Origin of the sequence: Nonomuraea phyllanthi (assembly GCF_006334985.2) — a bacterium.
GTDB classification, from domain to species: domain Bacteria; phylum Actinomycetota; class Actinomycetes; order Streptosporangiales; family Streptosporangiaceae; genus Nonomuraea; species Nonomuraea phyllanthi.
This window is the reverse complement of the sequence record NZ_VDLX02000006.1, coordinates 393836-406255: the sequence shown is the minus strand read 5'-3', so window position 1 is coordinate 406255 and position 12420 is coordinate 393836. Positions and strand designations below refer to the sequence as shown.

Here is a 12420-nt window from a genome sequence, read left to right as displayed (position 1 = left end):
GAGCCAGCCATGTCCGCCGAGATCGCCGCGATCATCGCCCACGCCGAAGTCCTGCGCTCGGACGCTCGCGCCCTCGCCGCCTGCGCCGAGCGCCTGCGGGCGATCGAGGCGGAGCTGAAGGCCGGCGGCGGGGCGCCGGATTGGCTGCACGCCTCGGTGACCGCCCACCTCGCGGCCTGCGCGGCAGCCGCCGCCGACCTGGAAACCGCCGCGCAGCGCCTGAGCCGCTATGCGGACAAGGCGAGCCCCTGACGCGCGTACAGCGCAGCGGGGCTCGCTCCGGGTGGCGGCGCAATGGCCGGTCAAGCCTTCCGCTGCTTCACGGCCGCCCTCTCCGCCGGCCCGATCGGGGCTACGGGCACCATAACGGCTGCCATATGGCCCTCGACCAAGCCGCGGCCTGCGCAACACCTCGCGGGGTAGAGGGCCGGCTCCAAGGGTTCACTCAGGTTGACCTCGTAGCGTTACCGGATGCCTAACAACTTGTCAGTGCGGGAAAGCGGGAGGCTCCAGGCCACAATCCAGACGCGAATCCCCCCGACAGCCCGCCGGCATGTCTGGCTGGACGTTCTCCGCGGTGTGGCCGTGCTCGCCGTGCTCTTCGAGCACCTGCTGGATCCGCTCTTCCCAGAAGTACGCGCGGCCGTCAGCCCGTGGTTCGACTTCGGCCAGTACGGCGTCATGGTGTTCTTCCTGATCAGCGGCTACGTGGTGCCCGCCTCGCTGGAACGGCGGGGCAGCGTCGCCGGCTTCTGGGTCGGCCGCCTGTTCCGCCTCTACCCCTTGTGGATCGTCGCCGCGGTCCTCGGCACCGTGTTCGGCCTCGTTCAGGTGTACTCGGCCCTGCCGGGCCAGCTGGGCGAGCGCCCTGTCGTGGCCGGCCTCGCTCACCTGACCATGCTCCAGGACTTCCTTCAGGTGGTCAGCGTCGTCAACGTGTTCTGGACGCTGTCGTACGAGATGGTGTTCTACCTGCTGGTGACCGCGATCTTCGTGCTCTGGCCGCGCCGCGCCGGCGCCACCGGCACGCTCACCGTCGCGATGGCGGGCGTGCTGCTGGGCGGCGCGCTTCCGGCCGGCGCCCTGTCACACGCTCTCGGCGGTGACATCGTCGTCGTGGGGGTGACCGCGGTGCTGGCGGCGGGGCTCGCCGGGATCGTCCTCGGCGGCCGGCGGGTACGGCTCTGCGGCGCGGCGGCCCTGGCCGTCCTGGCGATCGTGCTGCTCGCGGTCAACAGCCGGATCGGAGCCTGGCAGAGCCTGGCCATCGTCGCCACCATGTTCGCGGGGACGGCGCTCTACCGGCTGGACCAGGGGCAGCTCCTCTGGAGGCGGACCGGCCCGATCGTCGCGCTGGTGCCCGTCGTGTGCGTCGCCGCCGCGATCTGGTTCGGCCCCGGCTGGTCCATGGCCGACCAGCAGGCGCAGGCGTTCAGGTGGGGCTGGTCGGCCGCCGTGGTGGGGGCGTGGCTGACGTTCGGGATCGGCCGCCTCCTGCGCTCGGTGGCGCTGCCGCGCTTCCTCGTCCGGCTCGGGCTGATCAGCTACTCCGTCTACCTGCTGCACCCCCTCGTGGTGCAGGTGCTGCGGCGGCTGGTCCCGTACCCCGATCAGGTCTCGCTCCCCGGCCGGATCGCCTGGTCGGTCGTGCTGCTGGGCGTGGTGGTCGGCTGCTCCGCGCTGGGCTACCGGTTCGTGGAGCGGCCGGCCCAGGAACTGGGCCGGCGGCTCACCCGGTCGGCTGCCCGGAAGGAACGCGCCCCTGGCGATCCATACACCCAGCAACAGCAGAAGGTCAGCCGGACAGCTCCTTGGCGCGTCGTTCGAGAAAGGCTCGGACGGCCGGGTCCGTACTGAGAGTGGACGCTTGGTGGAAGGCCGCGACCGCGTCCTGGTGTCGGCCGAGGCGGGCGAGCAGGTCGCCGCGTACCGCGTGATAGGGCTGGAGCCGCTCCCGTTCGACGGGCAATGCCTCCAGCAGCGACAGTCCCGTCCGGGGTGAGCGGGTTCGGCCGATGACGGCGGCGTGGGCGACCCGGCTGCCCAGGCTCGGCGCGATCGCGACCAGAGCGGTGTAGAGGGTGCACAGTGCGTCCCAATCGGTGGCACCGCTGCGGGCCCGGTCGCAGTGGACCGCCTGGATCGCCGCCTCCAGCTGGAACCGCCCCGGCGCCTGGCCGGGCCGCTCGGCCCGGCGGAGATAGGCCTCGCCCTCGGCGATGAGGTGGCGGTCCCACTCGTCCGGGTCCTGGTCCTGCAACGGCAGATAGCGATCGCCGGGAGTCGTGGCACGCGCCGAGGCCAGGGTGAGCAGCGCCGCCAGCGCCCACGCCTCGGGCTCGTCGCCGAGCAGCCTCGCGGTCGTGACGGCCAGGTAGCGGGCCTCACCCGCAAGCGACTCCCCATCGCCCAGCTCCGGAAAGGCCAGCGTGTAGCAGCCGTACACGGCCTCGAGCACCGACGGCAGCCGCTGGGGCATCGCCTGTCGCCCGGGAATGACGAAGGGAATCCTGGCGTCCCTGATCCGCCGCTTGCCCCGTACCAGCCGTTGCGACATCGCCCCGGCGGGCACGGCGAAGGCCCGCGCGATCTGGGCGGAGTCGAACCCGAGCACGGCCTGCAACATCAGCGGGGTACGGAGGTTGGCGGCGATGGCCGGGTGCGCGCAGACGAACAGCAGGGCCAGCCGCCGGTCGGGGATCCGGTCCAGGTCGAGATCGTTCAGCGGCTGGACGGCGTCGCCCCCGATGTCGGTGGCCGCCTCCAGCGACTGGTTGCGGCGGTGGGCGGCGGACTTCCACAGATCCCGCTGCCGGTTGCGTGCGACCGTCAGCAGCCAGCCGTCGGGGTTGTCCGGTACGCCGTCGCGCGGCCACGTGGTCAGAGCCTGCTCGAAGGCCTGCGCCAGGGTGTCCTCGGCAAGTTCGAGGTCGCCGGTCGGGGCGGCCAGCAGGGCGACCAGCCGGCCATAGGACGCCCGTGCGGTGCGCTCGGCGACGTGCGCGGCCGTCTCGCCGGTCACGATGACGCGACCCACGTCCCGGCCTCGATGTGCACGGCGCCAGGCCGCACCTCGACGGTGCCCCACGACAGCGGCGGCGCCTGCCGCGCCCACTCCAGGGCGGCGTCCAGATCCGGCACGTCGATGACGATCACGCCCCCGAGCTGCTCCTTGGTGTCGGCGAACGGCCCGTCCTGGATCCGCGGCTCCCCATCGACCAGCGTGAGCGTGGTCGAACTGGCCGACGGCTGCAGCACCTGGCCGCTGACCAAGATCCCGGCCTGCTCCAGCGTCGCGGCATAGCCGGCCATGGCCCGCATCCCGGCGGCTATCGCCTCGGCCCCGATCGTGTCCTCGCTCGCCTCGCTGTAATGGAACAGCAACATGTACCGCATGTTCCGATCCTCCCCCGTCACTTGACCCCGTAGCGTGCGATCAGCACACCGGTCGTGGCGGTGATCGCCTCCTGAAGCGTCAGGTCGGTACGTTCTCCTTCGCCGAACAGCCGCGTACCCGAACCGAGCACGATCGGGTGGATCAGCAGAACATACTCCTCGACCAGGCCCGCCGCATGCAGGGAACGCACCAGCTCACCGCTGCCGATCACCCTGATGACGCCGTCGATCTGGTCCTTCAGCCGTGCGACGGTGTCGGCCGCCTCCCCCACCAGCAGCGTGGAGTTGGGGTAGGCGAGTTCGGCGCCCGCCTGGCGGGAGGCGACGTACTTACGCGAATTCACCAGCACCTCGGTGAACGGGTTGGGGTCGGTCACCGAGGTCCAGTGGCCCAGCAGGTCGTCGTACGACCGGTGCCCGAAGAGCATCGCCGTGGCCCTGTCCATCCCCCCGACGAACTTCCCGATCACCTCGTCGGCGAATCCGATGCCCCAGCCACCGTGACCGAAATTACCCCTGGTGTCCTCGTCCGCCCGGCCCGGCCCCTGCATGACGCCGTCTGCACAGACGTTCGCGAAAACGCTGATCGTGCCCACCTCGAACTCCTCATCTCGTGATAGTCCAGGCCGCGGTCGTGCCCGGCACAGTGATGACGAGGTCGGGAGGGCCAGACAGACACCCTCCTGGACGACGCTCCGGGGTGCCGTCCAGGATCACGTAGGCTGCTTGCCCCCGGTGGCCCATGCCTTCGTGTTCACGTGCTTCTGATGGGTGTGGCCTCAAGCGTTCCAGCGCTGGTTGGCGCCGCCCCAGCAGGTGTACTGCTGGAGGCGGGCGCCGTTCGCCGTCGACTGGCCGGACACGTCGAGGCACTTGCCCGAGTGCCGGGCGACGATCTCGACGTAGCTCGTGCCGGACACGGTGCGGAGTTGCCACTGCTGGTTGGTGCCGCTGCCGCACGTGTACTGGATGACGGCCGCGTTGTTGGCGGTTGAGGCGTTGTTCACGTCGAGGCACTTGCCGGAGTGCTGCGCCACGATGTTGTAGTAGCCGTTGCCCAGATCACGCAGTTCCCACTGCTGGTTGGCGGCCCCGGTGCAGGTGTACTGGATGATCTCGGCGGCGTTCGCGGTCGAGCCCTCCAGGACGTCGACGCACTTGCCGGAGTTCTGGTTGACGATCTGGGTGGTCGTCGGGCTGTCGCCACCGCCGCCGTCGACGTCGTCGCCCCAGCCGTAGCGCAGGCGGTTCGCGCCGGACTGGTTGCGGATCGTGAGGTTGAGGTCGGTGCCGCCGCCGCTCTTGGCGTACATCGAGTACCAGTCGTAGCCGATGTCGCCGGGCTTGCCGCCGATGGCCGGCCAGTAGGTGCCGCCCATGGCGTTGTCCCGCATCACCTGGGTGACGGCGCGGATGTGGCGGACGAAGTTGTCGGTGCTGTTCGCGTCGGCGTAGTTCAGGCCGTTGTTCATCGGAGCCCCGAACTCGGTGACGACCGCGCGCGAGGCGCAGGTGCCGAGGCGGGTCTGGACGTGGGACCGCCAGCCGTCGTACGTGTTCGCCGGGTAGAAGAACGCGTAGTGGTGGAACGAGAACAGCGTGCCGGCGAAACGCGAGTCGTTGCACAGGTCACGGAGGTCCTGGCTGTAGCCGATACCGCCGACGAGCACCCGGTTCGGCGGGGCCGAGTAGTGGTAGTCCAGCCAGTCGGCGGCGACGTCGCGCCACTCTGCCGAGCTGTAGCCGTGCGGCTCGTTCATCGGCTCGAAGTACACGAGGCTGTTCGATCCGTACTGGGAGGTCACGGTCGACCACATCGAGTTCCACGCCGACAGGTTGGTGATGCGGCCACCGGAGGCCGCGCCGTCCTCCCAGTACGCGAGGATGACCTTCCACCCGCGCGCCGTGGCGGCGTCGACGGCGCCGCGGTAGGCGTTCCACCAGGTGGTGCCGACGGTGTGGGTGTTGATCGGCAGCCGGACCGTGTTCACACCGAGTGTCGCCTGCATGTCGTCGTACAGCGCGTTGGCCTTGGCCTGCACCGTGGCGTAGCTGTCGGAGCCGCTCAGCCCGTCGACGACGAGCGGGCCGGTGCTGAAGTTGTCGCCCAGCACCGCCCAGTTCATGCCGCGGAACTGGCTGGTCGCGGCCGCCGCGGGCGCCGTCCATAAGCTCACCGCGGTGATCGGCAGGAGCACCAGGGCTGCCAGCCCTGCGAGCAGCCGCCTGGCTCGGGATCTGTCCATGAGGGAACCCTTCTCGTGCGTCGTCACGTGATCTGCTCACAGGCCGGAAGGTCGCGTCGGCCGAGATGGTCCTGGTACCTGGCGTGGTCGCGCACGCTCGAGCGGGCACGACGGGACGTGGTGCTGGTCATGGTTCTCTCCTTGAGGGCATGCGCCATGGACCGGCGGCACTGCCGGTTCGCGCACGCTCACCGCGTGATCGTTGAAGCCCGCCCGGAGAGAAATCCGTCTATCAAGCCCAAAGTTAGCGCTAACACATCGCGGAGGAAAGGTCGTTTGAGAACCGATCCTGACAGCCCTCTCCGGGGAGAGATGGCGTGCCGGGCGGCTCAGCCGCTGGTGACCGGAAACGACCACCCGCCGAGCCCTGCTGACCCCGGTCGAAGACGACTGGGCGATCCCGCAGCGCGGGAAGGGGACGGTGCCATGAGCAGCGCGGTGGCGGCGACGCCTGGCACGAGAGCCGGATTGCCCAGCTGCGCGCGCGGCACCGACGGTCCTGGCACCAGCCGTACGGCGATGCTGCCCGCGATCGCCCAGAATCCGCCGACGGTGATCCCGGCCAGCACCCGGGAGACGATCAGAATGGTGAAGGCCGGCGCCAGGGCCGAGACCACGCTGCCGATGGCCATCACGGCGAGCAGGGCCGCCAGCAGTACGCGCCGGTCGAGCCGTCCCACCGCCAACGGCAGACAGATCGATGCGAACGCCGCGATGACGCCGGGGACCGTGACCGTCAGACCCGCGGTCCCGACCGATATGCCCAGCTGATCGGACATGGCAGGGATCAGTCCAGCGGCTCAGCGCGTGGACCGCGTCGTGCGGCTACGGCATGGCCCGCCTCTACCCGCGTATCGAAGGCGTCGCGCGCCCGTTCGATCGCGGGCATGTGCTCCGAGGCCCACGCCAGCAACACGTCAATGGGCTCCCGCAGGGTCTTGCCGAGCGGCGTGATCCGGTATCTGATCGCCACGGGACGCGTGGAGACGACCTCGCGTTCGATCACCCCGTTGCGCTCAAGTCGGCGAAGTGTAGCGGTCAGCGACTTCTGCGTGACCGCGGGAATGGCCCGACGCAGCTCGTTGAAGCGGCAGGGGCGTTCGCAGAGCTCGTTGAGCACGCCGAGGGACCACTTGTCGAGCACCTGATCGAGGAGCTCGCGGTGCGGGGCGTCGATGCGGAGTTCGCCGTCGGTATCCATGGTGAAACCTGGTCTCGTTGAAGTGTCCTTCTTGTACTAGATATCTTATGGATACCTGCTTTGAAAAGGAGAAACGGCCATGACCGTCCAGCACTTCACGCCGGAAGGCATGATGCAGCCCACCCCCTACCACCACGTGGCCGTCGGCACGGGCACGACTCAGGTACATGTCAGCGGGCAGGTCGCCCGCCAGGCCGACGGAACCCCGGTGGCGCCCGGCGATCTTGCCGGACAGGTCGCCCAGGCGCTGCGGAACACCGCCCTCGGCCTGGCGGGCGCGGGCGCCTCGTTCGCGGACGTGCTGCGCCTGACGTTCTACGTGACCCGGTGGCGCCCGGAGAAGATCGGCGACTTCATGGCTGGAGTAGAGGGTGTCGCTGAAGAGATCGGCCTCCCGCTGCCCATGCCGCCGGCCAGCCTCATCGGTGTCGACCACCTCTTCGAGCCGGATGTGCTCGTCGAGGTCGAGGCGACCGCGCTGCTCGACTGATGCGGTACGCCGCTCCTCTCGCGGATTGAAGGTTCGAATTCCGGCGGAAGGCTCTCGGAGTGGAGGGACCAGGGCTGCTTGTGCGTCGCCGGATCAGGAGCTTCTCGCAGGGTGCGACGCTGCTCCACCGGCTCGGGCGACGCGCGGCCGGTTATCGTGCGCGCCCGACGACGTCGTCGCCGAAGACGGCCGCGAGTGCCTTTTCGACCAGGCGGGGCAGGTCGGACCGCCCGTCGTCCACGGCCCAGCGCACCAGGGCCGTGTGCAGGGCGGCCAGGCAGGCGCTGGCCGCCGCCTGGGCCTGGAACGCCGCGTCGGGATCGGCGGCATCACCGTCGAGGGCGTCGATGATGGCCTGCTGGAGGGCGTACTGGTTGTCCAGGTGCTTGGCCCGCAGGGCTGGTGTGGAGATCATGAGCTGCAGGCGGACGAGGAGGAACCGGCGGTCCGCCGACAAGCCGTCGCCGGTCAGGGCGGCGGCCGCTTCGACGAGCGCGCCGCCGATGCGCCGGACCAGGGGCCGGCCGGGTGACGAGGCGGCGATCCGCTCGGCGATGAGCTCTCCGTGCTGGTCGACCAGCACGAGGTCTTCCTTGGTGGGGAAGTGCCGGTAGACGGTCATGGGCGAAACGCCGGCCGCTTCGGCGACGTCGTTCATGGTCGTGGCGTCGTATCCGCGCTCGCCGAACAGCTGGATCGCATGGGCCTGGATCGCGCGCTGCGTCTGGGCTCGTCGTCGCGCTCGCAGGGTTGAAGGCTCATCAGGCACATGATAGACACTACCATCGTGATAGTGACTACCAATTCGGTAGTGCCTAACAGATGAGGAGCGGTGACATGAGCGATCTGACCGGCAAGGCGGCTCTGGTGACCGGAGCGTCCCGCGGCATCGGCCAGGCGATCGCGACCCGGCTGGCGTCCAAGGGAGCGATGGTGATCGTGCACTTCGGCACGGACGAGGCAGGCGCGATGGCGACCGTCGGCGAGATCGAGCGCGCGGGCGGGACCGCCCTCGCCGTGCAGGCGGAGCTCGGCGTGGACGGCGATGTCGAGAAGCTCTTCGCGGGCATCGAGGCGGGCCTGGCCGGACGGCCGCTCGACATCGTCGTCAACAACGCCGCGGCTCAGCCCGCCGGGCCGCTCGGCGCCACGACCCGGGCCGAGTTCGACCACCTCTTCGCCGTGAACGTACGGGCGCCGTACTTCATCATCCAGCGGGCTCTGCCCCTGCTGCGCGATGGCGGACACATCGTCACGATCTCGTCCGTCGCGACGCGCATGGCCAATCCCGCCCAGACGTCCTTCGCCATGACCAAGGGCGCCATCGAGACGATGAGCCTGACGCTGGCCAACGAACTCGGCGCCCGCGGGATCACGGTGAACGCGGTCGCCCCCGGCGCCACCAGGACTCCCGCCAACGCCTCCGTCTTCGAAGCGCCGGGCCTCGCCGGGTTCATCGCCGGATCGACGGCGCTCGACCGCCTCGGCGACGCCGGCGACGTCGCGGACGTGGTGGCGTTCCTCGCCTCCGACGCCGCCCGCTGGATCACCGGCCAGGTGATCGACGCCAGCGGCGGCCTGTTCCTGGGGCCGCGCACGTGACGCGAAACCCTGTCGCCGACGCTCCCGCACCGCGCCCCAGCCTGACTGAAATATGCCTTTGTGTCTTATCTCATGCTCAGCGCGCATGCTGGCATGAACTAGTCAGATATCAGTGAGTTCATCCGTCTGATCCGCATCCGGCGGCGCCGCGACCGCCGGTACGTCCAGGTCGTATCGACGCAAACGGAACACGTCGAGTCTCGTGTTGTAGTACTTATCGGTTTGTCCGACCCAGTCCATCCCCATGCGCCGCGCGGCGGCCGCGGCGCGTTGGTTCGCCGGGCGCGACACGGCGAAGACCTCGTCGGTGCCGGCGCCGAAGGCGTAGTGGGCGATCGCCTCTCCGGCTTCACCGGCGTAACCATTCCCCCACCAGCTACGAGCGATCTGGACGCTGATCTCGGAGTCGATGTCGTCGGGAGGCAGAGGGAGCAAGGAGATCGCGCCGACGGTGTGGCCGATGGCGACATCAGTGACCTTCCAACGGCCGTGCGGTGGCTCCATGGCTGCGCCGTCTGCGACCCATCTGGACATCAGATGCCGCATGGCAGCCATGTCCGGAACGCGCTTCATGGCCGGCGCCAACCATCGAGCGACTTCTCCGTCGCCGAAGATGCTCAGGGCCGCTTCGACATCGGACATCGTCCACGGGGCAAGGTGCAGGCGCGCGGTCCGAATCAGTGCTCCGTCGATGTCGACAGAATGCGGGCTCTGAGTCATCTCTGTACTCCTCTATGTCGGCGATTGCACGGGTCACGGTGCGAGCGGGCATTCGTCAGTCGGCGCGTCGCTGCCGGTTCGGGCGGCTCGGGTCCGGCCAGAGCCATCGCACGTCACCGAAGCCCCCGTCCTGTGCCGAATCGACGAAAGCAAAGCGGTCTCAGGGCTGTGCCGATCCGCCGCCCGGCGATCGCGTCGCCGAGTCCTTACGTGCGTACGCGGATGATCGTCTTCCCCTTGGCCCGCTCGGTCGGGTTGAGGGCGGCGACGGCGTCGTCGAGGGTTGCGATTCTGCCGATGTTCGGCCGCACGCGTCCGTCACGCACACGCTGGACGATCTCACTCAGTTGGTGGCGATCGGGCACGACAACGAAGTCGATCGCCAGGCCGTCGGCGGGCCTTGCTTCAGGCGGTCCGGCGATGGCCACCAGCGTTCCTCCGGCTCGCACCAGACCCGCGGACCGGTTCCCGATGTCGCCGCCGAAGACGTCGAAGACCAGGTCGGCTCCCCCGACGTCTTCCAGCGAGTCGTTCTCGAGGTCGACGAACTCGTGCGCGCCGAAGTCGAGCGCCGTCTGACGGCCGGCGGCGCGCCCGGTGCCGATGACATAGGCGCCGGCCTCGCGGGCGAGCTGCGTCGCCATTGACCCGACTGCGCCGGCCGCACCGTGCACGAGGACGCTCTGCCCCGCCCCGAGGCGGCCGTGCTCGAACAGCCCCTGCCACGCGGTCAGACCCGACATCACGACGCTCGCGGCCACCGTGAAGTCGACGTCGCCCGGCAGCGGCGCGAGGTTGCGTGCCTCGACGACCACGTACTCCGCCAGCGTGCCGTCGCGAGTCCAGTCCGTGAGGCCGAACACCCGCTGGCCCACCGACAACCCCGTCGTGCCATAGCCGAGAGCGCTGACCACACCGGCCAGCTCGTGGCCGGGGATCGAAGGCGTCCGGTCACGGCCGAGGCGATCGACCCAGGTCGAGGGCCACGACAGCTCGTTCCCGGTGAATCCCGACGCATGAACCTCAACGATGACATCGCCGTAGCTCGCGCCCTCGAGGCCGGCGAGCCTCTCCGCCTGCGGCTCGGGCCGCTCCGCCAGCCTCATCCCAGCCGTTCCGGCGGCCTGGTCCGTCACCACGATCGCCTTCATCCGGCACCTCCCCATCCAGTCCTCGCCGCCATACCCTCTGGGCGATTCTGCGGACTATATCGTCCATCACAGTACTCGTGCTGATATACCCGGCCGGGCGAGGGCGTACCGCCACGACGCCATATGACGTGCTGCCGTGCCCAGCCACCGTGGCAGGAGGAAGCTTGCTCGATTGATGCCACGCTAGGTATATATGGACAATATAGTCCAGTTGACGGCCTTCGGCAGGTGGGCGGCCACGTCCTCACCGCGGAGAACCTCATCACCGTCCTGAGGCAGGTCGTGGCCGAGTGGGACCGTGCAGTCCATACAGCAACTGTGATCAAACAGGGTAGCCTGAGGACTGTGAGCAGGCCGGAAAATACACAGCCGGCGCGGAGGCTGACGCCACGTGGGGCCGCCACCCGCGCGCGCATCGTGGCGGCTGCTGTCGAGCTGACGTACGTGAAGGGCGTGAACGCGACCACGCTGGACGACGTCCGGGCCGCGAGCAACACCAGCAAATCGCAACTCTACAACCACTTCCCGGACAAGGAAGAACTGGTCCGGGCCGTCGTCGCGGAGCGCGCCGCGCAGGTCCTCGAGCGCGAGCGCGGCAACCTTCAGCGCTTGAAGTCGTTCCGGGGCCTGGTCCGCTGGCGCGACGCGCTGGTGCAGCGCAACGCGTTGCAGAACGGCGCCTACGGCTGCGCGCTCGGCTCGCTGGCCAGCGAGCTCGCCGACCAGGACGACCAGGCCCGCGCCACGCTCGCCGAGTCGTTCGTGGAATGGGAAGGACTGCTCGCCGCCGGCCTGCGGCGGATGCGGGACAGCGGGGTGCTCAGGCCGGACGCCGACCCGGAGAAGCTTGCCACGGGCCTGATGGCCGCCCTGCAAGGCGGATACCTCCTCGCTGAGACCGCGCATGACATCAAGCCCATGGAGATCGCCCTCGACATGGCGCTTGACCACGTGAAGTCGTTCCTCACGGCGTGACGGCGTGTGCGCGGACATAGCCGAGGGCGGTGTCCAGGGCCACCTCCAACCGCCGTACGTCGCGGGTGGTGCGGGCGAGAAGCAGACCGCCCTGCAGCGCGGCCATCAGGCTGGTCGCGAGCCTTTCGGGGTCGGCATCCGCCGCGAGCTCGCCGCTTTCGCGAATCCGGGTGATTCCGCCCGCGAGGAGCGACTCCCATGCCGCGAAGCCCGCGCGCACCACCGACCGTCCGGCCTCGTCGCCGCCGGCGAGCAGTTTGGCCAGGTCGCCCAGCGGGCGGATCCCGCCGTCGCACCCCTCCTCCAGGCGGACCACCTCGTCCCGCCATCGGACGAGGTCCCGTACCGAGTGCAGGTTGTTCAACAATGGTTCCTGAATCGCGAGCAGCCTGCCGAACCTGGCTTCGACGGTCTCCTCCATCGGAGGCTCGTCGGCACGGCCGCCGTCCTGGCCATAACGGTCCACAAGGTCCACTATAGGCAATGACCGCTAAGGCAAAGGGATATTGGCTGGACTATATGGTCCATATATGCCTCCGCGGAGCCACCGCGGGCTGCGCGACGGTGCTGGGGATGAGCGCCGTCCCGACCTTCGCACACAGCGCGTCCGGGGAGATCCCCTGCCACGTCGTGCCCGGT

General features: G+C 69.3%; 15 protein-coding genes. 5 read left to right on the top strand and 10 right to left on the bottom strand.

What is annotated here, in order from left to right; genetic code table 11:
- The first annotated feature begins 9 nt into the window (after positions 1-9).
- Together FH608_RS18945 and FH608_RS18940 are read left to right on the top strand one after the other, a co-directional pair.
- The gene (locus FH608_RS18945; protein WP_139631860.1) at positions 10-252 is read left to right on the top strand and encodes a hypothetical protein; all 243 of its coding nucleotides are present in this window, start codon (positions 10-12) and stop codon (positions 250-252) included.
- A 219-nt stretch (positions 253-471) separates the two neighbouring features.
- A complete protein-coding gene (locus FH608_RS18940; protein WP_139631859.1) occupies positions 472-1857 on the top strand; it encodes an acyltransferase family protein in 1386 nt (461 codons plus the stop codon).
- On the opposite strand, the gene FH608_RS18935 is transcribed toward FH608_RS18940, so the two are convergent.
- From FH608_RS18935 to FH608_RS18910, 6 genes are all read right to left on the bottom strand, one after another.
- On the bottom strand, positions 1796-3037 hold the full coding sequence (locus tag FH608_RS18935) for an RNA polymerase sigma factor (protein WP_226899671.1): 1242 nt from the start codon (positions 3035-3037) through the stop codon (positions 1796-1798). The genes FH608_RS18940 and FH608_RS18935 overlap by 62 nt on opposite strands.
- Complete coding sequence (locus tag FH608_RS18930) at positions 3019-3396, bottom strand: YciI family protein (protein WP_139631858.1); 378 nt, start codon at positions 3394-3396, stop codon at positions 3019-3021. The genes FH608_RS18935 and FH608_RS18930 overlap by 19 nt, the downstream gene beginning before the upstream one ends.
- Positions 3397-3413: 17 nt before the next feature.
- Entirely contained in the window at positions 3414-3992 is a 579-nt protein-coding gene (locus tag FH608_RS18925) for a dihydrofolate reductase family protein (protein ID WP_139631857.1), read from the bottom strand.
- 183 nt (positions 3993-4175) lie between these two features.
- Positions 4176-5642 (bottom strand): ricin-type beta-trefoil lectin domain protein, encoded by a 1467-nt coding sequence (locus FH608_RS18920; protein WP_139631856.1) that lies wholly within the window; start codon positions 5640-5642, stop codon positions 4176-4178.
- Between the two features lie 329 nt (positions 5643-5971).
- Positions 5972-6421, bottom strand: coding sequence for an MFS transporter (locus tag FH608_RS18915; RefSeq protein WP_139631855.1), 450 nt, complete (start codon positions 6419-6421; stop codon positions 5972-5974).
- An 8-nt stretch (positions 6422-6429) separates the two neighbouring features.
- Positions 6430-6843, bottom strand: coding sequence for a winged helix-turn-helix transcriptional regulator (locus FH608_RS18910; protein WP_139631854.1), 414 nt, complete (start codon positions 6841-6843; stop codon positions 6430-6432).
- A 79-nt stretch (positions 6844-6922) separates the two neighbouring features.
- Between FH608_RS18910 and FH608_RS18905 the strand changes: the two genes are divergently transcribed.
- Positions 6923-7333, top strand: a complete 411-nt coding sequence (locus FH608_RS18905; RefSeq protein WP_139631853.1) for a RidA family protein — start codon at positions 6923-6925, stop codon at positions 7331-7333.
- A gap of 151 nt (positions 7334-7484) precedes the next feature.
- On the opposite strand, the gene FH608_RS18900 is transcribed toward FH608_RS18905, so the two are convergent.
- A complete protein-coding gene (locus FH608_RS18900; RefSeq protein WP_226899670.1) occupies positions 7485-8102 on the bottom strand; it encodes a TetR/AcrR family transcriptional regulator in 618 nt (205 codons plus the stop codon).
- A 68-nt stretch (positions 8103-8170) separates the two neighbouring features.
- Here FH608_RS18900 and FH608_RS18895 point away from each other — a divergent pair, with 68 nt between their 5' ends.
- On the top strand, positions 8171-8935 hold the full coding sequence (locus FH608_RS18895) for an SDR family NAD(P)-dependent oxidoreductase (RefSeq protein ID WP_139631852.1): 765 nt from the start codon (positions 8171-8173) through the stop codon (positions 8933-8935).
- 102 nt (positions 8936-9037) lie between these two features.
- Here FH608_RS18895 and FH608_RS18890 read toward each other — a convergent pair whose 3' ends face one another.
- Both FH608_RS18890 and FH608_RS18885 read right to left on the bottom strand, forming a co-directional pair.
- Positions 9038-9655 carry a GNAT family N-acetyltransferase gene (locus tag FH608_RS18890; RefSeq protein ID WP_139631851.1) on the bottom strand — a complete coding sequence of 206 codons (618 nt, stop codon included), beginning with the start codon at positions 9653-9655 and terminating at the stop codon, positions 9038-9040.
- 206 nt (positions 9656-9861) lie between these two features.
- Positions 9862-10806, bottom strand: coding sequence for an NADP-dependent oxidoreductase (locus FH608_RS18885; RefSeq protein WP_139631850.1), 945 nt, complete (start codon positions 10804-10806; stop codon positions 9862-9864).
- Positions 10807-11151: 345 nt separating this feature from the next.
- Here FH608_RS18885 and FH608_RS18880 point away from each other — a divergent pair, with 345 nt between their 5' ends.
- Positions 11152-11781: a TetR/AcrR family transcriptional regulator gene (locus FH608_RS18880; protein ID WP_226899669.1), complete on the top strand. Its 630-nt coding sequence runs from the start codon at positions 11152-11154 to the stop codon at positions 11779-11781.
- Here FH608_RS18880 and FH608_RS18875 read toward each other — a convergent pair.
- Positions 11771-12202 (bottom strand): TetR family transcriptional regulator C-terminal domain-containing protein, encoded by a 432-nt coding sequence (locus FH608_RS18875; RefSeq protein WP_139631848.1) that lies wholly within the window; start codon positions 12200-12202, stop codon positions 11771-11773. The genes FH608_RS18880 and FH608_RS18875 overlap by 11 nt on opposite strands.
- Positions 12203-12420 lie beyond the last annotated feature (218 nt).